General features: G+C 30.0%; 25 protein-coding genes. 13 read left to right on the top strand and 12 right to left on the bottom strand.

The window, feature by feature from the left end; translation table 11 throughout:
* The first annotated feature begins 115 nt into the window (after positions 1 to 115).
* The 7 genes from P3875_RS07850 (at position 116) to P3875_RS07820 (ending at position 6,002) form a co-directional block, all read left to right on the top strand.
* Complete coding sequence (locus P3875_RS07850; protein WP_303443407.1) at positions 116 to 472, top strand: hypothetical protein; 357 nt, start codon at positions 116 to 118, stop codon at positions 470 to 472.
* 1 nt (position 473) lies between these two features.
* Positions 474 to 755 carry a DUF3817 domain-containing protein gene (locus P3875_RS07845; RefSeq protein WP_303443406.1) on the top strand — a complete coding sequence of 94 codons (282 nt, stop codon included), beginning with the start codon at positions 474 to 476 and terminating at the stop codon, positions 753 to 755.
* A gap of 95 nt (positions 756 to 850) precedes the next feature.
* Positions 851 to 2,116, top strand: coding sequence for an OmpA family protein (locus P3875_RS07840; RefSeq protein ID WP_303443405.1), 1,266 nt, complete (start codon positions 851 to 853; stop codon positions 2,114 to 2,116).
* Between the two features lie 75 nt (positions 2,117 to 2,191).
* Positions 2,192 to 4,186 carry an excinuclease ABC subunit UvrB gene (uvrB, locus tag P3875_RS07835; RefSeq protein ID WP_303443404.1) on the top strand — a complete coding sequence of 665 codons (1,995 nt, stop codon included), beginning with the start codon at positions 2,192 to 2,194 and terminating at the stop codon, positions 4,184 to 4,186.
* A 41-nt stretch (positions 4,187 to 4,227) separates the two neighbouring features.
* The gene (locus tag P3875_RS07830) at positions 4,228 to 4,731 is read left to right on the top strand and encodes a hypothetical protein (protein ID WP_303443403.1); all 504 of its coding nucleotides are present in this window, start codon (positions 4,228 to 4,230) and stop codon (positions 4,729 to 4,731) included.
* Between the two features lie 6 nt (positions 4,732 to 4,737).
* Positions 4,738 to 5,487: an LVIVD repeat-containing protein gene (locus tag P3875_RS07825; protein WP_303443402.1), complete on the top strand. Its 750-nt coding sequence runs from the start codon at positions 4,738 to 4,740 to the stop codon at positions 5,485 to 5,487.
* Between the two features lie 53 nt (positions 5,488 to 5,540).
* Positions 5,541 to 6,002 carry a DUF1456 family protein gene (locus P3875_RS07820; protein WP_303443401.1) on the top strand — a complete coding sequence of 154 codons (462 nt, stop codon included), beginning with the start codon at positions 5,541 to 5,543 and terminating at the stop codon, positions 6,000 to 6,002.
* Positions 6,003 to 6,018: 16 nt separating this feature from the next.
* Here the strand turns inward: P3875_RS07820 and P3875_RS07815 are convergent, their stop codons facing one another.
* The 4 genes from P3875_RS07815 to P3875_RS07800 all read right to left on the bottom strand — a co-directional run bounded on the left by P3875_RS07815 (position 6,019) and on the right by P3875_RS07800 (position 9,913).
* Complete coding sequence (locus tag P3875_RS07815; RefSeq protein ID WP_303443400.1) at positions 6,019 to 6,588, bottom strand: anthranilate synthase component II; 570 nt, start codon at positions 6,586 to 6,588, stop codon at positions 6,019 to 6,021.
* 12 nt (positions 6,589 to 6,600) lie between these two features.
* A complete protein-coding gene (locus P3875_RS07810) occupies positions 6,601 to 8,019 on the bottom strand; it encodes an alkaline phosphatase (RefSeq protein WP_303443399.1) in 1,419 nt (472 codons plus the stop codon).
* Positions 8,020 to 8,091: 72 nt separating this feature from the next.
* A complete protein-coding gene (lysA, locus tag P3875_RS07805) occupies positions 8,092 to 9,300 on the bottom strand; it encodes a diaminopimelate decarboxylase (protein WP_303443398.1) in 1,209 nt (402 codons plus the stop codon).
* Positions 9,301 to 9,421: 121 nt separating this feature from the next.
* Positions 9,422 to 9,913: a thioredoxin family protein gene (locus P3875_RS07800; protein WP_303443397.1), complete on the bottom strand. Its 492-nt coding sequence runs from the start codon at positions 9,911 to 9,913 to the stop codon at positions 9,422 to 9,424.
* Positions 9,914 to 10,096: 183 nt separating this feature from the next.
* On the opposite strand from P3875_RS07800, the gene P3875_RS07795 reads away from it, so the two are divergent.
* The 3 genes from P3875_RS07795 to P3875_RS07785 all read left to right on the top strand — a co-directional run bounded on the left by P3875_RS07795 (position 10,097) and on the right by P3875_RS07785 (position 12,585).
* Positions 10,097 to 10,642: an IS1096 element passenger TnpR family protein gene (locus P3875_RS07795; protein ID WP_303443396.1), complete on the top strand. Its 546-nt coding sequence runs from the start codon at positions 10,097 to 10,099 to the stop codon at positions 10,640 to 10,642.
* A 101-nt stretch (positions 10,643 to 10,743) separates the two neighbouring features.
* A complete protein-coding gene (locus P3875_RS07790; RefSeq protein WP_303443395.1) occupies positions 10,744 to 11,802 on the top strand; it encodes a nucleoid-associated protein in 1,059 nt (352 codons plus the stop codon).
* A gap of 246 nt (positions 11,803 to 12,048) precedes the next feature.
* Complete coding sequence (locus tag P3875_RS07785) at positions 12,049 to 12,585, top strand: hypothetical protein (protein WP_303443394.1); 537 nt, start codon at positions 12,049 to 12,051, stop codon at positions 12,583 to 12,585.
* Between the two features lie 53 nt (positions 12,586 to 12,638).
* On the opposite strand, the gene P3875_RS07780 is transcribed toward P3875_RS07785, so the two are convergent.
* Genes P3875_RS07780 through P3875_RS07765 form a run of 4 tightly spaced genes read right to left on the bottom strand, consistent with a single transcriptional unit; the run spans position 12,639 to position 16,610 of the window.
* Positions 12,639 to 12,989, bottom strand: coding sequence for a heavy-metal-associated domain-containing protein (locus P3875_RS07780; protein WP_303443393.1), 351 nt, complete (start codon positions 12,987 to 12,989; stop codon positions 12,639 to 12,641).
* A gap of 18 nt (positions 12,990 to 13,007) precedes the next feature.
* Positions 13,008 to 13,640, bottom strand: a complete 633-nt coding sequence (locus P3875_RS07775) for an NAD(P)H-dependent oxidoreductase (protein WP_303443392.1) — start codon at positions 13,638 to 13,640, stop codon at positions 13,008 to 13,010.
* A gap of 3 nt (positions 13,641 to 13,643) precedes the next feature.
* Positions 13,644 to 14,600: a phosphoribosylaminoimidazolesuccinocarboxamide synthase gene (locus P3875_RS07770; RefSeq protein ID WP_303443391.1), complete on the bottom strand. Its 957-nt coding sequence runs from the start codon at positions 14,598 to 14,600 to the stop codon at positions 13,644 to 13,646.
* A 33-nt stretch (positions 14,601 to 14,633) separates the two neighbouring features.
* Entirely contained in the window at positions 14,634 to 16,610 is a 1,977-nt protein-coding gene (locus tag P3875_RS07765) for an alpha-ketoacid dehydrogenase subunit alpha/beta (protein ID WP_303443390.1), read from the bottom strand.
* A 254-nt stretch (positions 16,611 to 16,864) separates the two neighbouring features.
* On the opposite strand from P3875_RS07765, the gene P3875_RS07760 reads away from it, so the two are divergent.
* The gene (locus tag P3875_RS07760; protein ID WP_303443389.1) at positions 16,865 to 17,524 is read left to right on the top strand and encodes a TetR/AcrR family transcriptional regulator; all 660 of its coding nucleotides are present in this window, start codon (positions 16,865 to 16,867) and stop codon (positions 17,522 to 17,524) included.
* A 66-nt stretch (positions 17,525 to 17,590) separates the two neighbouring features.
* The gene (locus P3875_RS07755; RefSeq protein ID WP_303443388.1) at positions 17,591 to 18,541 is read left to right on the top strand and encodes an isopenicillin N synthase family dioxygenase; all 951 of its coding nucleotides are present in this window, start codon (positions 17,591 to 17,593) and stop codon (positions 18,539 to 18,541) included.
* Positions 18,542 to 18,708: 167 nt separating this feature from the next.
* Here the strand turns inward: P3875_RS07755 and P3875_RS07750 are convergent, their stop codons facing one another.
* Positions 18,709 to 19,386 (bottom strand): TrmH family RNA methyltransferase, encoded by a 678-nt coding sequence (locus P3875_RS07750; RefSeq protein ID WP_303443387.1) that lies wholly within the window; start codon positions 19,384 to 19,386, stop codon positions 18,709 to 18,711.
* A 78-nt stretch (positions 19,387 to 19,464) separates the two neighbouring features.
* Between P3875_RS07750 and P3875_RS07745 the strand changes: the two genes are divergently transcribed.
* Positions 19,465 to 20,151, top strand: coding sequence for an SIR2 family NAD-dependent protein deacylase (locus tag P3875_RS07745; protein WP_303443386.1), 687 nt, complete (start codon positions 19,465 to 19,467; stop codon positions 20,149 to 20,151).
* Here P3875_RS07745 and P3875_RS07740 read toward each other — a convergent pair.
* Genes P3875_RS07740 through P3875_RS07730 form a run of 3 tightly spaced genes read right to left on the bottom strand, consistent with a single transcriptional unit; the run spans position 20,146 to position 22,262 of the window.
* On the bottom strand, positions 20,146 to 20,850 hold the full coding sequence (locus P3875_RS07740) for a glycerophosphodiester phosphodiesterase family protein (protein WP_303443385.1): 705 nt from the start codon (positions 20,848 to 20,850) through the stop codon (positions 20,146 to 20,148). The genes P3875_RS07745 and P3875_RS07740 overlap by 6 nt on opposite strands.
* Positions 20,851 to 20,860: 10 nt before the next feature.
* On the bottom strand, positions 20,861 to 21,100 hold the full coding sequence (locus tag P3875_RS07735; protein ID WP_303443384.1) for a hypothetical protein: 240 nt from the start codon (positions 21,098 to 21,100) through the stop codon (positions 20,861 to 20,863).
* Positions 21,093 to 22,262 (bottom strand): THUMP domain-containing class I SAM-dependent RNA methyltransferase, encoded by a 1,170-nt coding sequence (locus tag P3875_RS07730; protein ID WP_303443383.1) that lies wholly within the window; start codon positions 22,260 to 22,262, stop codon positions 21,093 to 21,095. Before P3875_RS07730 ends, P3875_RS07735 begins: the two co-directional genes overlap by 8 nt.
* Positions 22,263 to 22,319: the final 57 nt, after the last annotated feature.

Below are 22,319 nucleotides of genomic sequence, written 5' to 3'. Positions count from 1 at the left end.
ACTCTATTTTACATAATATATATTATAGTTCATAATAATATAAAATTAAATAAAACACATTTTTTTAATTTCAACAAATATCACTAATTTTGCATAGTTTTAAAAAATAAAATAAGTGGAAAATTTAAACGCACAAAAAATTATTAAAGCATTACAAGCCGAAGTTATTTCTAATGGCATTATTGCAGAAAATTTAATTCCAGAATTAAAAAAACTTAGAGAATTTGCTTTACTTGAAGAAAAACCTGTTTTAGTAAAAGCTTTACGTTTAGCTTACGAGCATATTCAGGAAAACAATGATTTTTTAATTAATATACCTTCTGACGAGCCTATTGAAGACGAAACTGAAGTGCAAGCTGAAAACACAGCTAGTGAAAGTTTTACTTATTTTATGTCGTTGATGCTAGATTTAAACAATAAACACAATTTAGCAGATTTAAAAGAATACAATTCTCAATTTCAACAATTTTAAAATGCTACGATTTTTTAGATTAATAGCTGCTCTTGAAGGAATTTCTTATTTAGCATTGTTTTACAATATGTTATATAACAAATCAAATAATTTTGAACTATATCAAAAATTATTATACCCAATTGGCATGGCACATGGCATACTTTTTGTTCTATACGTTGTGTTGGCTATTTATCTTAAATTCGAGTATAATTGGTCAGTCAAAAAAACATTTTTAGTTTTATTGGCCTCGCTCTTACCTTTTGGTACTTTTTATTCGGATTACAAATGGATAAAAAGTTAAAAAAAAATTTTGTAATTAGTTAAAAAACATTATTTTTACCGAAAATTTAAAATACTAATATTCAGATTTTACTAATAATTTAAAAAAAAGTTTTTATGAAAAAAATAACTTTACCTTTAATTGCTACCCTATTAGGTTTAACTAATATGAATGCACAAGAAGGATTACCTTACAACAAATGGTCTATTGAATTAAATGGTGGTTTATCAAAACCTTCACAACCAATGACTCCAGGTTATTACTCTGAAACCCCTTCTCAATTTTTTCATGCTGATGGTGGTGTTCGTTACATGTTCAATAACAAATTTGGTTTAAAAGCTGATTATGGTTATGACTATATGAAAAACGGTGATAAATCAATGTATTTCAGAACAAAATATAGCCGCGTTAATTTACAAGGTGTAGCGAATTTAGGTCGTATCATGAATTTCGAAGAGTGGACAAATACTTTAGGGGTATTAGCACACACAGGTATGGGGTACTCTTGGATGGAAGCTGGTAAAGACAATTCAATGACTTTTACTGGTAAAGATGAAATGGTTAATTTTATCATTGGTTTAACAGGTCAAATCAGATTAGGTAATCGTGTTGCTTTAAATGCTGACTTTAGCATGATCAACAACATTAGCCAAACATATACTTTTGATGGTAACATGATGGCTGATCAAGAAGCTGATAGATCTTTTAACGGTACATTATACAATGCTACTTTAGGTTTATCTTTCTACTTAGGTGGAAACGATCGTCATGCTGATTGGTATTCTAATGATGCTTTAACAAACCGCGTAGAAGCTTTAGAAAACCGTGTAACAGATATCGAAAATAAAATGATTGATTCTGATAACGACGGTGTTGCTGATTATTTAGATTTAGAGCCTAACACTCCAGCTGGAAATATGGTTGATACTAAAGGTCGTTCTATTGACTTAAACAAAAACGGTATTCCAGATTCTTACGAAGATTATTTTGATTCTAAATATGGTAAAGGTGATGATACTTTCACTCCATCTGATTCAAACACAGCTCAAGATTTAATCAACCAAGGTTATGTAGCAGTTTATTTTGATTTTGATAAATCAACTCCTAAAAATGCAGAAGCTACTAACTTTATTGTAACTTATTTACGTTCTAATCCAAATGCAACTGTAAATGTTAATGGTTTTGCTGATACTGTAGGTAATGCATCTTATAACCAACGTTTATCTGAAAAACGTGCTAAAAACGTTACTAGAATTTTAGAACAAGCTGGTATTTCTAGCTCTAGAATTAAAACTACTGCAAACGGTGAAGATTCTTCATTCGATGGTACTAGTAAAGCTGCTTCTAAATTTGCTAGAAGAGTAACTTTCAAAGTAAACTAATTAAACAGTTTATATACATTTAAAGAGAGGTTTTTTACCTCTCTTTTTTATTTTATCTTTGTAAAAAAATATATAATGAAATTTAAAGTTGTTTCTGATTATCAACCTATGGGCGATCAACCCAAAGCTATAAAAAGTTTATCTCAGGGTATTAAAAACAACGATCGTTTTCAAACTTTACTTGGTGTAACAGGCTCGGGTAAAACGTTTACAGTAGCAAATGTTATTCAAGAAGTTCAAAAACCTACTTTAGTTCTTGCTCATAATAAAACATTGGCTGCACAATTATATTCAGAATTTAAACAATTTTTTCCTAATAATGCGGTTGAGTATTTTGTATCTTACTACGATTATTACCAACCCGAAGCTTATTTACCTGTTACAGGTACTTATATTGAGAAGGATCTATCAATAAACGAAGATCTAGAAAAAATGCGATTAAGCACTACTTCTTCCCTTTTATCTGGACGTAGAGATGTATTAGTTGTTGCATCGGTTTCGTGTTTATACGGTATTGGAAATCCTACAGAATTTCAAAAAAATGTAGTAACTGTAGAACAAGATCAATTAATATCCCGCACAAAGTTTTTACAGCAATTGGTTCAATCTTTATATGCTAGAACCGAAGCTGAATTTACACATGGATCTTTTAGAATTAAAGGCGATACTGTTGAAATTTATCCAAGTTATGCCGACGATCCATTTAGAATACATTTTTTTGGCGATGAAATTGAAGCTATTGAGTCTTTTGATATCAAAACATCTAAGGTTATTGAAAAATATCAGTTATTAAGCATTTATCCAGCTAATATGTTTGTTACATCGCCCGATGTACTTCAAAATGCCATTTGGGAAATTCAACAAGACATGGTTAAGCAGGTTGAATATTTTAAAGAAATTGGCAAGCATTTAGAAGCTAAAAGGTTAGAAGAGCGTACAAATTTTGATTTAGAAATGATACGCGAATTAGGATATTGTTCGGGTATTGAAAACTATTCAAGATATTTAGATGGTCGTGAGCCTGGTTCTCGTCCCTTTTGTTTAATTGATTATTTTCCAAAAGATTACCTAATGGTAATTGATGAAAGCCACGTTACGGTTTCGCAAGTGCATGCAATGTATGGTGGCGATCGTTCCAGAAAAGAAAACTTAGTTGAATACGGATTTAGATTGCCCGCTGCAATGGACAACCGTCCACTAAAATTTGAAGAGTTTGAATCGTTACAAAATCAGGTTTTATATGTTTCCGCTACTCCTGCCGATTATGAATTACAAAAATCAGAAGGAGTTTACGTTGAACAAGTTATAAGACCAACCGGACTTTTAGATCCTATTATTGAAGTGCGTCCAAGTCAAAATCAAATTGATGATTTGGTTGAAGAAATACATCAGCGTGTTGAATTAGATGAACGTGTTTTGGTTACTACTTTAACCAAACGTATGGCCGAAGAGTTAGCTAAACACTTTACTAAAATAGGTATTCGTTGTAGATATATTCATTCTGATGTGGATACGTTAGAACGTATTGAAATTATGCAGGATTTAAGAAAAGGATTGTTTGATGTGTTGATTGGTGTTAATCTTTTACGTGAAGGGTTAGATTTGCCCGAAGTATCGTTAGTTGCAATATTAGATGCCGATAAAGAAGGATTTCTTCGCAGTACACGCTCTCTTACCCAAACTGTTGGTAGAGCAGCTAGAAATATTAATGGTAAAGCAATTATGTACGCCGATAAAATGACCGATAGTATGAAACGAACTATTGATGAAACTAGTTATCGCAGAAGTAAACAAATGGCTTTTAATGAAAAACATGGATTAAAACCTAAAGCTTTAAATAAGAAAATTGAAAAATCGTTAGCTGATCAATTTAAAGGATACGAACAACAAGATGATTTTAAAGCAGTTGCAGAAGAAAAAATAGAATATCAAACGGTTAAAGATATTGATAAACTAATTAAAGATAAACGTAAAGAAATGGAAAAAGCTGCAAAAAATTTAGATTTTATACAAGCAGCTAAATTACGTGATGAAATTCAATTTTTAACAAATAAAAAACAGAATATATAGTTTAAATTTATACTTTTAACCAAAATGTAAATTTAAGCACAATGATACACTCAAAAAAATTTTTATTTATATATTCATTACTTGCTTTGTTAATGTTACAAAGTTGTTGGTATATGGGCAGTGACGATGACTTTCATGAACCTTATGTATCGCCTTACGAACCTATTATTATATCGCGAGATCAAATAGAGAATTCAATTAAAATAAGTGAGCCAAGAACTATGATAAAAGCGGGTAAAATTTATGTGAAAGACTCGTATATTTTTATTACAGATGAAAACAAAGGTTTTCATATTTATGATAATTCCAACCCAAACAATCCGCAGTTAATTGGGTTTTTAGAAGTTCCAGGTGCTACCGATATGGCTATAAAAGACAATTCCATTTACATTAATCAAGCAGTTGATTTAGTAGCTGTTAACTTAATTAATAATGATGTGGTTGTTCAAAAACGTATACCCAATACGTTTCCTCAAAAGTTGAGTCCAGATGGTTGGCAGCATCAAGTTGGCGAAAATGAAATTATTGTTGATTGGAATTATTAATAGACTATGAAAAAAGTTTTAAAATTTAGTGCAGTTATTGCTACATGTTTTCTATTTATTTTTTGTAGCAGCGATGGTTCTGATACAGCGTCATCAACATCTGAAAATGTTGGAAAAGGTGGTTCAATGGCAGTTTTTGCTATTAAAGGCAATTATTTATATACGGTAGATTATCAAACCTTACATGTTTTTCAAATTAGCAACGCCGATAATCCTGTAAAAGTTAACGATGTATTTATTGGTAGTAATATTGAAACCATTTATTCTTTAGGTAATTTGATGTTTATGGGGTCAAGAAACGGAATGTTTATTTATGATGTTTCAAATCCTGAAAATCCTAAATATTTATCGCAAGCAGAGCATTTCACAGCTTGTGATCCAGTTGTTGCCAATGAAAGCCATGCTTTTGTTACCTTGCATTCCAATACAGGTTGTGGAAACAATTTAAATAAATTAATGGTTTATGATATTGCCAATGTTCAAAATCCTATACTTATTCATCAACGAAATTTAACATATCCTCGAGGGTTAACTTTGTATGAAAACTACTTGATTATTTGCGATGATGAGCTAAAAATTTTCGATATAACCAATCCGGTTGAACCTATTTTAGTAAAATCGGTTAATTATAAGTTTAAAGATATTTTAATTTATAATGATGTGATGTATGCTTTTGGCGAACAAAAAGTTACACAGTTTAAATGGAACAATAATGATTTTTTAAGTCTTGCTCCTATCAGCGATATTACTTATTAAGCTTTCTTTTTAGAAAGCTTTTTTATTGTATCTTTACAAAAATTTAAAGTAGAATGACCAACAACGATATATTAAAGAAATTACGTGTTGCTTTACAATTACGCGACGATCAAATTATAGAAATTTTGGAATTAGTTGATTTTAGAGTTTCTAAAGGTGAAATTGGAAATTTTTTTAGAAATGAAGATCATCCAAAATATGTGGAATGCCAAGATCAAATTTTGCGTAATTTTTTAAATGGATTGGTTATTTTTTTAAGAGGAACTAAAGAAAATCCTAAAAATCCTAAAGACGTTTTAGCAGGAATATCGGCCTCTAAAAAACCTTTAATAGAAAAAACGAAAACTGACAGTAAGCCAAAAAACGAAAATATATTTAAAAAAATAACTACTCCTAAACCTAATTTTAAAAGTAACGTAAAAACTGCACCAAAAAGCAATACGCCAACTAAAAAAGATGTTTTAGGAAATGTGAAGTTTAATAATGGAAAACCTAATAAGAAAAACGATCAATAGATCGTTTTTTTTATTGTTATTTATTAAGAACCCAATTTTCAATTATTTTTTTACCTTGTGGAGTTAAAACCGATTCTGGATGAAACTGAACTCCACGAATATCAAAAAAATTGTGTTTTAAAGCCATTATATTTCCTTCATCATCAACGGCAGTGACACTAATTACTTTTGAAAAATTTTCAGTATTTACAACCCAAGAATGATAATGCCCCACAAAAACCTCATTTGTTAAACCATTCCATAAATAATCGGTCTGTATAATTTGTAATTTTGTAGCAGTGCCATGTAACGGTTTTTCTAGATTTTTTAAAGTGCAACCAAAATATTCTGCAATAGCTTGGTGCCCTAAGCAAACACCTAATATGCTTTTTTTATCTTTATAAAAATCAATAACATCTAATAGTAGTCCAGCTTCTTTAGGAATACCAGGACCTGGTGACAAAACAATTTTATCAAAATTTTGTAATTCTTCCATATAAAAAGCATTGTTTAAAAAAATGGATACTTCTACTCCATTTATACTTTCTAAATAGTGAACAATGTTGTGTACAAAAGAATCGTAATTATTTATAACAGCAATTTTCATATTGTATAAATACTAAAAATTATTTTCAATTTCGGCAGCTTCTAGCATTAAAAAATGCAAATCGGTATTTTTCATAAACGGTTTGTGTAAATGATTTCCTGGGCCATACATTGCAATTTCAACATAATCTGCCGAATGATCCATTGAAATCCAACCCACAGAATTGTATTTTTTTTGTATTTCTGCAAATGCCTGAAAAGGTAAATGACGGTAATTATATAATCCATCATCGCCTTTATTTAAACCGTTATAATAACCAGCTATTGTTTTTAGTTCGTCTGTATTTAATTCTAAATCAATCGTACTTTTTACAAAATCTTTAATTTCACTTTCGGTTTGGTTATTTTTAATATGATTTAAAATATATTCGTTCGTAAATTTATAATTTCCTAAACTATCAAAGTGATTGTTTGCAAATTTTCCATAAATCATACCAGGATTTGCATTTCCGTGATCTGTAGTTATAATAACAAGTGTATTTTGGTCTTTTTCTGCAAATTTTATAGCTTCAGCAACAGCTTCGTCAAATTGTAATTGTTCATGAATTAATGCAGAAATATCGTTTGCATGAGCTGCCCAATCAACCTTTCCAGATTCAACTTGAAGTACAAACCCTTCTTTATGATCTTTCATCTGGTTAATAGCTACTTTTGTCATTTCAGCCAATGTTGGAATTGTATTTGTTAATTCGGTTGACTGTTTTCTATCAATTTCATACGGAAGTGCATCAACATCAAAAACACCTAATAATTTTTGTGAACTTTTTACATTAAGTAATTCACTTTTTGATTTAACTACGTTGTAATTTTTAGATTTAAAATTTGCAAATAAATCCTTTTTATCGGTTCTAAAATTGGCATCAAAGTACTTTTGTCCTCCGCCAAGTAAAACATCAAAACCTAAACGTAAATATTCTTCAGCAATTGCATCTTGGTTGTTTCTGCTTTTTAGTGCAACAGTAAACCCAGCTGGAGTTGCATGTGTAATTGGAACCGTTGTTACACAACCTGCTTTTTTACCTTTTAATTTAAATTTTTGCCAAATAGGTAAGTTTTCTTCACCATTTGAATTAATGTTTAACGAACCATTATTCACCCGAAAACCACCACCCCATGAAGAACTTGCAGCTGCAGAATCGGTTACAATAGATGAGGCCGAAGCCATATCCATTAATCCACGGGTTACTTTATTTTCTGTGTAAAGTTGTATCCAATTAGTGTTTTTTCCTAAAATTCTATTAGCATACAAGTTAGCAATGTTTAACGTACCTGCGCTCATTCCATCGCTCACCATAAAAATTATGTTTTTTGCTTTTTTATTTGCATTTTTTATGGTACTAGAATTATTGTTAGCTAGTGTTTCAAAAGGATTTAAAAAAGTTGATCCTAATGCAGCCAAACTACCTAACTTAAAAAAACTTCTGCGTTTCATAGAATTTATTTTATACAAAAATAGGCAAACTTACCGTTTGCCTAAATTAAAATGTTTTTATTTAAAGAAAAATTAATCGAAGTTTACAATAATTTGGTTTTGTAATAAATCGGCAATTGTTTCATGTTTTCTAATTAAATGAACTTGTTCGTTATAAACTAACACTTCGGCAGGTTTAAAACGTGAGTTGTAGTTTGAAGTCATTGAGAAACAATAAGCTCCGGCGTTATGGAAACATAAAACATCACCTTCGCTAATTTCTGCAATTTTACGATTGCTAGCAAACGTATCTGTTTCACATATATAACCAACTACAGAGTAAAAACGTTCTTTACCGTTGCTGTTAGAAATATTGGTGATATGGTGGTACGCGTTGTATAACATTGGACGAATTAAGTGGTTAAAACCAGAATCAACACCAGCAAAAACAGTAGATGTAGTTTGTTTAACTACATTAACTTTAGCTAAAAAGTAACCAGCTTGCGAAACTAAAAATTTACCTGGTTCAAATACTAAAGTTAAATTTTTACCGTATTCTTTACAAAAATCATTAAAACGAACCGATAATTTTTCACCTAATTCTTCAATATCTGTTTCTAAATCGCCTTCTTTATAAGGTACTTTAAAGCCGCTTCCAAAATCAATAAACTCTAAATTTTTAAACTGCTTAGCCGTTTCAAACAAAATTTCAGATGCATATAAAAACACTTCAATATCTAAAATATCAGAACCCGTGTGCATATGAATTCCGTTAACTTTCATTTTTGTGTTTTCGATAATTCGTAAGATATGAGGAGTTTGATGTACCGAAATACCAAATTTACTATCGATATGACCAACAGAAATATTGCTATTACCACCAGCCATTACGTGTGGATTAATACGAATACATACTGGAATATTTGGATGTTTTGCACCAAATTGTTCTAAAATAGATAAATTATCTATATTAATATGTACACCTAATTTTACTGCTTCTTCAATTTCTTCTAACGAAACGCCGTTTGGAGTAAACATAATATCGTTAGGCGAAAAACCAGCTTCCAAACCTAGTAATACTTCTTGAATAGATACGGTATCTAACCCACTGCCCTTCTTCTTCAACAACTTTAAAACAGAAATATTGGTTAATGCCTTGGCAGCATAATTTATTTTTAACTTTTTAACCTGTTTAAACGCATCTTGTAAACGTTGAAACTGTGATTCAATTTTGTTGCCATCGTACACATAAACTGGGCAACCGTATTGCTGTGCAATGTTTAATAATAAATTTGTATCCATTTTTTTAAATTGTTGTTGAAGATGCAAATTTAAAATTAATAATGAAATTGGTAAATGTTTTAATTAAATTATTTAATGTTTAACAAAAAATTAGTTTTACCTAAAAATATGCAAAAAACAATTACTTTATACTTTTTAAAAATGCTAAAACTTTATTTTCATTGTACCCTTTACCCTGCTCTAAACTACCACTTTCTTGTAATTTTACTACTTTACCTTGTTTATCTAAAACAATAAAAAATGGATATCCTAATTTAGAACCATTGGGAGCGTATTTTGCAAATACTATTTCGTTCTTATTTTCTTTTGAATAATTTAAGTGATAGTATAAAAAGTTTTTGTTTAACTCGTTTTTAACTAATTTGTTTGTTTTTATAAAATCGTTAAAAAGTAAACACCAACTACACCAATTACCACCAGCTTGTAATATTATAAACTTGTTTTGTTTTTTTGCTTTTTTTAGTAATAAATCAATCTTTTGTTGTGCATTTTCCTCTGGATTATAAGGTTTTTCTAATGTTTTATGTTCGGTAGCAATTTTTGTTTGTGCAAACATTAAGTTTGTTGAAACAAGCAAAATTGATAATATAAATGCGAAACCTAATTTTTTCATGATTCTATATTTTTATACAAATTTTATAAAATAAATTCAATCAGCATATCACTTATTTAAAAAAAAACATTTTTGTGATACCTTAAAATTAGCTATATTTCATCATCATAAACAAAAAAAGAAAAATTAAAAACTATAATTACTTAATTTATATACTAAATTTGCCTTTAAATAATAAAAATCATGGTTTACAAATTTCGTGTTATTTTAGATGCTGAAGACGATGTTTTAAGAGACATTGCAATTAAAGATACCGATACTTTAGAAGATTTACACAACACCATTATCAACGCTTTTGGTTTTGATGGTACCGAAGGTGGTTCGTTTTTTTTATGCGATGATAATTGGGAACAAGAAGATGAAATTCCTTTGTTTGACATGGGCGATGTACCTGGTGAACAAAAAACCATGGCCGATTTTAAATTGAATGATTTGTTGTATGAAGAACAAACTAAAATTCTTTACATATACGACCCATTTGTAAATTGGACCTTTTTTGTTGAATTAGCAGCTATTGAAAGTGAAGATGATTCTGAGGAAAAAGAATTACCTGCTTTGTTGTTTGCGCATGGTGTTTTACCAGACGACGCACCTGTAAAGAACTTTGATGACCCAATTTCTAAAGATGATATTTTTGGAGATTTTGATGATGATTACGATGAAGAAGATTTTGATATGTTTGATGGCGATGAAGGTTTTAATGAATTTGATTACGACGATAGGTTTTAAACAAATACTTTACTTATTAGATTTTAAGTATTTAACAAACAATATTTTAAAGAAAACTGAAAGGTTTTCTTTTTTTAACTTATACAACTACATTTAACATTATGATTAATTTATTTAATACACATATCGAATCGTTATCAATTCATCGTGTAGGTAACAAAAGTCGTGCTGAAGCTATTTTTTTGTCTGAAAATACTTTTAATGTAAACGATGAAATAACACCATTATTAAAAGAGTATTTTTTTAAACCATTTCGCGAAAAAGAAGAAAATTACTATCAATTTGCACACGATGTAGATTTAGATTATAACGAGATGTTCAATTTTGCAAACGAAATTTTTGCAAATCCTAATACCGTTCATGAAGTTTCTAAAAAAATCACTAAACATTTATATGAGCAGTCAAACCATCCGCATATTAAAAATGGAGAGGTTTATGTGACTTATTTAACACATATTACTATTGATAACAACCCTGTTGATGCGATTGGAATATTTAAAAGCGAATTAAAATCGGACTTTTTACAATTTGAAGAAAGTAACAGCAACTTAGAAATGGTGCTTCAGCAAGGAATCAATTTAAACAAACTTGATAAAGGCTGTATTATTTTTAATTACAAAAAAGAAGAAGGCTACAAAATTTTAACAATTGATAGCAACCGTTACGATGCACGTTATTGGTTGGAACATTTTTTATCGGTTGATGCTTTTCAGGATGAGAATTTCATGACCAAAAAGTACTTGAAATTTGTTCAAGATTTTGCGAAAGATGTGGTTTTACCTGCCGAAGATAAAAAAGAAGAAGTTATGTTTATGAACCGTTCTGTGAATTATTTTGCAAAGAATGATGAGTTTGAAGAGCAAAATTTTATAAACGATGTTATTGACAATCCTGATTTACAAGCCGAATTTAAAAATTATAAAACCGATCGCGCTGAAAAATACAGCATAGAAGATGTATCAAACTTCCCAATTGCAAACAACGCGGTTTCTGATGTACGTAAAAAAATTAAAAACGTAATTAATTTAGACACTAACGTGCAAATTAAGTTAGATTTTATAAATCCTGAATCTGCCGAAAAATTCATTGAAAAAGGTTGGGACGAAGAAAAACAAATGTATTATTACTTGGTTTATTTTAATAAAGAACAAAAACAATAACTGAAAGTGGCTGTCTGAAAAGGATTTGCTTTTCAAGTTGAACTTGATTAACTACGTTCAATTCGCAAGCTCGGGTCATCTTCTTATGATACTTTTTTAATCAAAAGTATGAGATTAACATCAAGTAAGAAATGACTTTGAATCTGACTTTTTACACAGCTTCTTTGTTTTTTAATAATTGACTATTATTTTTTTAAATAAAAATATTTTTATTTATTTGCAACTTAATTTTTTTAACACTTTAATATGAAAAATCAATTTACTAAATCATTTTTATTATTAACTGTTGTGCTTTCTAGTTTTATTTTTAATTCTTGCGCAGAAAATGTTCCTGGTGATCCAGATAATTTGTCTCAGAATCAATCATTAGGTAAAATTGAAATAAAAATATTATCAGGTCCGGAAAAAAACAAAGTATTTAAAAGTGCAGGTGTTGGCGCTGTAGTGGGGACAAAAAGGACCTTAGATGATGTTTTTAAGGGGTATCAAATTGTAGGTACATTTCAAAATATAGGATTTGGCTGCATGGTTTTAAATGAAAACGGTGAAGAGAATTTTGGTGACGTTGCTATTAATTTTCATTCAAGCATGACAGAAGTTTATACATCTGTTGAAAATTCAGCTAATACGGTAAAAATAACAGATATAAAAATGTTGCAAAAATACCAAGATGCTGGTGCGCAATTAATGAATGGTAAAGTTACTTTTAAGGGTATGTTTGTTAAAGAAAACGGATCTTCAACATCTGAAGAAATGTTAGTTGAAGGTACCATTACTTTTTAGATACATAAGAAAAATATAAAAAGGCTGATTGTAATTTTCAATCAGCCTTTTTTTTATGCTTTACAACAGCCATCTAAATTTTCATAAGCAACTGGGTCGGCTTTAATTTCGTCGGCATCGTAGCCTAATTTTGAAATAGCTTGTTTAATGCTTTGAACATTTGTTTTTTTAGGATTATAATAAATTGTAAAGGTTTCCTTTTCATCGTCAAGCTCATACATTTTTACTCCTTTTATTTTAAGCATTTTTGTTTGAAACATTTTACCACATGTTTCACACGCTTTGCAGTGATCGCAAATAATATGTGTTTTAATAACAACTTTTTCAGATTTTTTATTTTGTGCACTTACAATTGTAGAAAAAGCAATGAATAAAATGGTAATTAAAGTTTTTACAGTTTTCATTTGTATTTATTTAAATTTTTAATCAATATAAGAAATCATATAATCAAACGGTTTTCGTACTTTTTTTAATTCAGATTGCCAATCGTTTTCAGCATCCCGGTAACCAATTGGTAAAAGTACAACACTTCGTAAGCCTTTTTGTTCAAGATTTAATAATTTATCAACTTCAGCATTTATGAATCCTTCCATAGCTATTGAATCAACTTCTAAAGCACCAGCTTCTGTTAATGCCAATCCTAAAGCAATATAAACTTGGCGTGCAGCGTGTTCAAATTGTCTTTCGGGTGTTAAAGATGTCAATTGTTTAATAACAGAATTTTTATATCCATCTGAAAAACCTTTAGGTAAATCGCGTTCTTTTTCGTACAAATCAAAATAATAATTTATTTTATCAATATTATATGTACTCCAAGCTGCAAAAACAATTAAGTGCGAACAATCAGTAATTTGCGATTGATTATAAGCAAAAGGTTTTAATTTTTCTTTTAACGTGTTGTTTGTAATAACTAAAATTTCAAACGGTTGCAAACCAGACGATGTGGGTGCTAAACGCGCTGCTTCTAAAATATTTTCAACATAGTGTTGAGCAACTTTTTCACCGTTCATTTTTTTGGTAGCGTATCGCCACTTTAATGCCGGAATAATACTCATAAACTATTTATTATATGTAGCTAAAAAGCTATTTACATTTTTTTCAATACGCGCGTTTATATCGGTTAAATCTGCTTTTTCAAATTTTTCGCCAATAATATTTTCGTACAATTCAATATAACGTTCAGAAACACTTTCAATGTATGCATCGGTCATTTCAGGAATTTGTTGTCCTTCTTTACCTTGAAAACCGTTTGCAATTAGCCATTGACGCACAAACTCTTTTGAAAGTTGTTTTTGGGCTTCGTTGTTATTTTGACGCTCTTGGTATCCTTCTGCATAAAAATATCTAGATGAATCTGGTGTGTGAATTTCATCAATTAAAACAATTTTACCATCTTTTGTTTTACCAAATTCGTATTTTGTATCAACCAAAATTAATCCACGTGATGCTGCAATTTCAGTTCCGCGTTGATATAAAGCATGTGTGTATTTTTCTAAAATTTCATAATCTTCTTTTGATACAATACCTTGCGCTAAAATTTCTTCTTTAGAAATATCTTCGTCATGCGTTCCAACAGCTGCTTTTGTTGTAGGAGTTATAATTGGCGTAGTAAATTTGTCATTTTCTTTCATCCCTTCAGCCATTTCTACACCACATAAAACGCGTTTACCAGCAGCATATTCACGTGCAGCGTGTCCTGATAAATAACCGCGTATTACCATTTCTACTTTAAATGGTTCACATAAATGCCCAACAGCTACGTTAGGATCTGGATTTGCAATTAACCAATTGGGAACAATATCTTGAGTTAATTGCATAAATTTTGATGCAATTTGATTTAAAATTTGTCCTTTATATGGAATTCCTTTTGGCATAATTACATCAAAAGCCGATAAGCGATCGGTTGCAATCATAACCAATAAATCGTTGTTAATAGTATATACTTCGCGTACTTTTCCTTTATAAACAGCTTGTTGCCCTGGAAAATTAAAATTTGAAGATGTGATGGTTTTCATTAATTGTTGTGTTTGTTTAATGTATGTTGTTTTTTAATATTGCAAAAGTACTAATAATTCTTGTTCAAAACGTGCTTTAGGTAAATATTGCGCCTCTAAACTATCTAAAAATGGAATTGGAGTTTCGATACTTGCAACTCGTTTAACAGGAGCGTCTAAAAATTCAAAACAGTTTTCCATAATCCATGCCGACAAGTCACTAGCAATACCCCCAAACATAGAATCTTCTTGTAAAATTATAACTCTATTTGTTTTTTGTACCGATTTTTTAATTGCATCGTAATCTAAAGGTTGTAGGGTGCGTAAATCTATTAAATCGGCCGAAATATCAGGATGATTTTCTAAAGTTTCAAGCGCCCAATGAACTCCAAAACCATACGAAATTACAGTTACATTGTTGCCTTCTTTAATTAAAGCAGCTTTGCCAAATGGTATGGTGTAATAGTTTGTTGGAACTTCTTGCGATTTGCTACGATATAAATTTTTATGTTCAAAAAATAATACTGGGTTTGGATCGTTAATTGCAGTATTAAGCAAGCCTTTAGCATCAATAGGAAAAGCAGGATAAACCACTTTTAAACCAGGTGTTTTAGTAAACCAAGCTTCGTTAGTTTGCGAGTGAAAAGGTCCTGCTCCTGAACCCGCGCCACAAGGCATACGTACCACAACATCAGCTTCTTGATTCCAACGATAGTGTTGTTTTGCAAGTAAATTTACTATTGGATTAAAACCTGTTGAAACAAAATCGGCAAATTGCATTTCAACTATTGCCTTGTACTTGTTAATTGATAAACCAGCTGCTGTAGAAACTATAATGCTTTCACAAATAGGTGTATTTCTGATTCGTTCTTTGCCAAAAACATCTACAAATCCTTCAGTAACTTTAAAAGCTCCACCATATTCTGCAATATCCTGCCCCATAATTACTAAATTATCGTGGCGTTCAAGTGATTGTTTTAAACTTTCTGAAATAGCATCAATAAAACGTATTTTTCTATTTTCTTTTATTTGTTCAATATGTTTATAATCAAAAGGTTTGTATACATCATTTAATTCAATACTTAAATCAACTACAATTTCAGGTTCTTCTTGTGTTACTTTCCAATTATAATCAATTTCTTCTTTAATTTCAGCTTTAATTGTATTGTCTAGTTCATAGGTTAAATACCCCATTTCTAACAAGTATGTTTTAAATCTATGAATAGGATCTTTAATTTTCCATTCTTCAAATAACACGTCTGGTACATATTTAGTTCCACTAGCTTCTTCATGTCCACGCATTCTAAAAGTTTTCATTTCAATTAAAACCGGATGTGGATTTAAACGCATTTCTTTGGCTATAGCATTTAATTTAGTATAAACTTCAACAATATTGTTCCCATCAACAATATAACTTTTCATGCCATAACCTATGCCTTTATCGGCTAAATTGTTACACTTATATTGTTCATTTGTTGGAGTTGAAAGTCCGTAGCCATTGTTTTCTATAATAAACATTACGGGTAAATTCCATACAGCAGCAACGTTTAACGCTTCGTGAAAATCTCCTTCCGAAGTAGCTCCTTCACCAGTAAAAACAGCAGTAATTTTGTTTTCGTTACGCAATTTATGCGCTAAAGCAATTCCGTTAGCTACTCCTAATTGTGGCCCAAGATGCGAAATCATTCCAATAATTTTAAACTCTTGTGTACCAAAATGAAACGATCGATCACGCCCTTTAGTAAAACCATTTTTTTTACCTTGCCATTGAGAAAAAAGTCTGTTTAATGGAATTTCTCTACTTGTAAAAACACCTAAATTTCGGTGCATGGGTAAAATATATTCTGTGGGTTCTAAAATTGCTGTAACACCAACAGCAATAGCTTCTTGCCCAATACCTGAAAACCATTTAGTGACTTTACCTTGTCTGATAAGTACTAACATTTTTTCTTCTATTAATCTAGGTTTTAGCAATTTTTTATAAAGATCTAATAAAAGTTCTGGAGCCAAAATAACTGAATTATCTTCCATATTTATATTTAAATTTCGCGACATTAAATGTAATAAAATTATTAATTGAAATATTTATATTTTTTTTCACTATACCGTGATTTTTTTTTGCACATTAGAAAAAATAGTTCTAAATTTGTTTCAATCAAAAAACCAAAACACATTTTGATATTTTAATTTACCATAATAATGGTGTTTGTTATTTAAGGAACTGATTTGTATGAGGTATAAATCAGTTCTTTTTTTTTAAATTTGCAATTAAAATTGTCATGGATATGGAAAATGAGCCAAAAAAACGCAAACGAACTTCGGGCTTATTACGTGATAAAGAACGTACTAAACAAAAAATGATTCAATCTGTAGGGAAAATTTTATTAAAAAAAGGGTATACAGGTTTAAATGCTACTGCTGTATCAAAAGAAGCAGGTGTTGATAAAAGTTTGGTTTACAGTTATTTTGGTAGTTTAGATAATTTAGTAGAAACCTACATTTTACAGCGCGATTTTTTAAATGCAGTAGCAAAAGATGATTTAGTTGTTATGTTAGAAAACACAACAGCTGTTCCTAAAGAAGCTATTTACGGTTTGTTACACAACCAATTAGATACTTTGTTGAAAGATAAGGTTTTACAAAAAATTATACATTGGGAATTAGGCGAAAATAAAACATATTTACGAAATATTGCTGATAAACGGGAAGAATTAGGTGAAGCTTTTTTTAAAGTTGCCGAACCTACTTACGATAAAGCAAATATAGATTTAAGAGGTATTTTAGCTGTATTAATTTCGGGCGTTTATTACTTGGTTTTACATGCAAAAACAAATGGAAGTTTATTTTGTGGAATTGATCTTAACACACCAGAAGGTGAACAACGTATTAAAGACGCAATTACTTCAATAATACTTATGGCTCACGAAAAAACAACCGCATCCTAAGAATTTTCAAGTACTTATTTTTTATTTAAAAAGGTATTTTTATATTTGAAATTCAAAGAATTAAATATGCAAAATATACCTAGTGTAAATTTGCGTGATTTCCTATCGGATGATCCGGTACGCAAGCAAAAATTTGTAAATGAAATCGGAAAAGCATACGAAGAAATTGGCTTCGTTGCATTAAAAGGCCATTTTTTAAATGACCAATTAGTTGAAAAACTATATGAACAAGTACGCTCTTTTTTTAATTTATCTTTAGAGGTAAAAAAGAAGTATGAAATTGAAGGAATTGGTGGCCAACGTGGTTACGTTTCCTTTGGAAAAGAATCTGCAAAAGGACGCACAACAGGCGACTTAAAAGAGTTTTGGCATTTTGGGCAATATGTTGAAAACAATCCTAAATTAGATGCTGAATATCCTAAAAATGTAGTTGTTGAAGAACTACCTGAATTTAATTCAACAGGTAAAGAAGCCTATAAAATGCTTGAAAAAACTGGGGTTTATGTATTAAGAGCATTGGCTTTATATTTAAATTTAGATGAATTTTACTTTGACAATTTTATTAAAAACGGAAATTCTATTTTAAGACCCATTCACTACCCTCCTATTTTAAATGAACCTAAAGATGCCGTTCGTGCAGCTGCACATGGTGATATAAATTTAATTACCTTGTTAATGGGGGCACAAGGAAAAGGTTTACAAGTGCAAAACCATAATGGCGAATGGATAGATGCCATTGCAGCTAACGATGAATTAGTTATTAATGTTGGCGATATGTTATCGCGCCATACAAACAATAAATTAAAATCTACCATTCATCAAGTTGTAAATCCTCCTAGAGAATTATGGGGAACCTCTCGTTTTTCAATACCATTTTTTATGCACCCTATAAGCGAAATGCCTTTAAACTGCTTAGAAAATTGTATCAATTCTGATAATCCAAAGCAATTTGACGATATTACAGCTGGCGAATTTTTAACTGAAAGATTAATTGAATTAGGATTGATAAAAAAATAATAAAAAAATTAAAAAAACATTTGCATGATTAAAATAAATGTTCGTATATTTGTACCAACTCATCTACAACAGGACAAGTGAATGTTTTAGAATTTTTGAGTTTTTCATAAGTGTTTTTTTTGGTTATTAAAGTGGGTTTACCTTGGTAAACCCACTTTTTTTTTTTGTTAAAACTGATTTTGTAAAAAACGCTCTGTAATAAAATCAATATCTTTTATCGATTTTCTAGCCCAGTCTATTTTTTTTGTTAACAATTCTTCTTCTGATAATTGCCAGTCTATTGAAGATTTTCTTAAACGCGTTGTAATGTTATTTAAAATAATGGCAGCCGAAACTGAAATATTTAAACTTTCGGTAAAACCATACATCGGAATTTTAATATAAGTATCTGCTTGATCCATAATTTCTGAAGAAAGTCCCATTTTTTCGGTCCCAAAAAATAATGCCGAAGGTTTGGTGATGTCAAAATCGTCTAATAAAAAGGCATCTTTATGCGGTGTAGTAGCAACAATTTGGTAACCTTTACTTTTTATTTCGCTAATACACGTTTGTGTAGATTTATGCATTTGTATATCCACCCATTTTTCGGCTCCCATAGCAATTTGTTTATCAATAGTTTTACTAAATTTTTGCTCAATAACATGTAAATTTTGAACTCCAAAAACTTCGCAACTACGCATCACAGCACTAGTATTGTGCAATTGATAAACATCTTCAACAGCTACACAAAAATGATTGGTACGGTTTTCTAAAACTTTTTCAAACCCCAACATTCTGTTCTGAGTAATAAAGCCGCTTAAATAGGATAAATAGTCAGTATTTTTATATAAATCGTTTAATTGCATTTTTTTTAAATTTAAGCAAAGATACTATTCCGTTTTAATAAAGGCTATTTTGTATTTTTATAAATGAAATTTGAATTTATGAAGAATTTAGTTTTTTTAACAGGTGCTGGTATTTCAGCAGAAAGTGGGTTAAAAACTTTTAGAGATGCAAACGGTTTATGGGAAGGCCATGATATTATGGAAGTAGCAAGTATTGATGGTTTTAAGAAAAATCCGGAACTAGTTTTAGATTTTTACAACCAACGCAGAAAGCAATTACTTACTGTGAAACCTAATTTGGCCCATGAAAAAATTGCCAATTTACAAAATGTGTTTAACGTAGCTGTGATAACCCAAAATGTTGATGATTTACATGAACGTGCTGGTAGCAAGCAAATTATACATTTGCACGGTGAACTTTTAAAGGCGCGTAGCATTGAAAATGAAAATTTAATTTATAATTGGAACAAACCTATTTATGTAGGAACCACAAATGAAGAAAAACACCAATTACGGCCACATATTGTTTGGTTTGGTGAAGCTGTACCCGAAATGGAAAATGCTATTAAAATTGTTCAAGAAGCAGATATTTTGGTAGTTGTAGGAACATCGTTGCAAGTATATCCTGCTGCAGGTTTAATGGATTATGCTTTTAATGCTAAAAAGTTTTTTTATATAGATAAAAACCCTGCAAATGTGCATTCTTATTCTAAAAAAATTGAAATTATAAAAGAAAACGCTACAAGAGGATTAGTACTTTTAGAAGAAAAATTATTAAAACTATAAGCCTTCATTTATAAATAAACTTGGTAAATCGGTAGTAATATAAGATAAACCTTTTGATTTTAGTGTTTTTGCAACATTTAGGTCATTTATTGTCCAACTGTTTGTTTGTAAGTTTAATTGATTAAATTCAGTAATAATTTCTGAATTTTGTAAAAGCAATTCAAAATTATAATCCATACCATTTAATCCATTTTGGAATATTTCTTGTGCCGATTTATCCCCTTCTAAATAATGTACTTTAAAAAAGGGCAATACCCTTTTTAAATAAAGTGCCGATTCAAAATCAAACAAAATAAACTCGGTATTTTCTGAATAGGTATCTTTTGGTAGCTGATTTACTATAGTATCAATTAAAAGTTGAGTTCTATTTTTAGGGTTAAGAATGGATGTTTTTATTTCAACCAATAATTTGGTGTTATATTGCTTATTTATTTCGCTAAAAAAATCAATTAATAAAGGTAAATGTTCACCATTACTTAGTTTATTTTGCTTTAAAACATTGTAATTGGTTGTTTCTATAGGTAAATCATAAAAATCGTAATCATGATTTACTACAACAAAACCATCATTTGTAAGGTGAACATCAATTTCACAAGCATAACAATTAAGTGCAATTGCTTTTTTTAAAGCAGCTAAAGAATTTTGAGGAAAATTAAATTCTTTCCAAGCGCCTCTGTGAGCTATTACACTGGTTTTCATTTAATTATACTTAAAGCCAATTTACGGGTTTGCCTTTTTTACTAAAAAGCCAAGCAACAAAAACGGTGTCTTTTCCATCTACTTTAAAAACTTTAAATTGCGGTGCCAAAACAATAGCAGCAACTCCACTAACAATAGGAATCATTAAACCAGAAAGAATATTAAAATACACAATAATTGTGCGTGTTGCTAAAAATATTAAAGCAAAGCAAAAAAATTGTATGATTAAAATTTTGGTAGCTTTATTCATTGTTATCTTTTATTTGAAATTTTGTACGTTTACTGCCTTCATACATTTCGTATTTTACCAAACGTGCTTCTAATTTACCATTAAAAAGTTTTATTTTACGCGATGGCTTTAAACCTACAAATTTTAAAGCTTCAACATTTCCAGTAATAAACCAAGCATTTGTACCAGGATAACTTTGTTTTAAAGTATCGCCAATTTCGCGATAAAAACGTTCTAAATCAATATCTAAGCGTTCACCATAAGGTGGGTTAAATACCATATGTAAAGGGCCTTGAACTTCTTTTTCGGTTTCAAAAAAGTTTTTTTGTTCAAGTTTAATATATTCTTCTAAATTGGCATTTCTAGCGTTATCTTTAGCTTTTGCAATAGCAGATGGTGCTTTGTCGTATCCATAAATGTCATAATGAAAATCGGTTATTTTCTTTAATAACGATTCTTCAACTTTTTCAAATAAATCAGCGTCCCAATCTTTCCATTTTTCAAAAGCAAATTCTTTTCGGTTGATATTTGGTGGAATATTACAAGCAATCATAGTTGCTTCAACCAAAAAAGTACCCGAACCACACATTGGATCTAAAAAGTTTGATTGACCATTCCACCCACTTAAAATTAAAATACCTGCAGCTAAAACTTCGTTTATAGGTGCAATATTTGTAGCTGTTCTATACCCACGATGATGTAATGAAGCCCCTGAAGTGTCTAACGAAACCGTACATATATCTTTTTGTATATGAACATTTATACGTAAATCGGGATGATCTTTATCAATATTTGGTCTGCTTTCAAATTTCTTTTTAAATTGATCTACAATTGCATCTTTACTTTTTAAAGCAACAAATTGCGAATGGTTGAATTGATCAGAAAAAATTGTAGAATCAATTAAAAACGACTGATGAACACTTAAAAATTCGCTCCAATCTATGCTTTGCATGCCATTATACAAGCTGGTTTCGTTAAAAACCTTAAACTGTTTAATAGGTTTTAAAATTTTTAAAGCGGTTCGCAATGCCAAATTTGCTTTGTACATAAAACCTTTGTCGCCATAAAAACTTACCATACGTGTACCTTGTTCTACACGCTGTGCACCTAATTTAACTAATTCATTTGCTAAAATTTCTTCAAATCCAAAGAATGTTTTAGCTACCATTTTAAAATTTTCCATAGTCAATTCCTTTCCTTCGGGAACGATTAATTTATTTAATTGTACAAAAATAGTTTA

Source organism: Myroides sp. JBRI-B21084, from assembly GCF_030545015.1.
Taxonomy (GTDB): domain Bacteria; phylum Bacteroidota; class Bacteroidia; order Flavobacteriales; family Flavobacteriaceae; genus Flavobacterium.
This window is presented reverse-complemented; position numbering and strand designations above follow the sequence as displayed.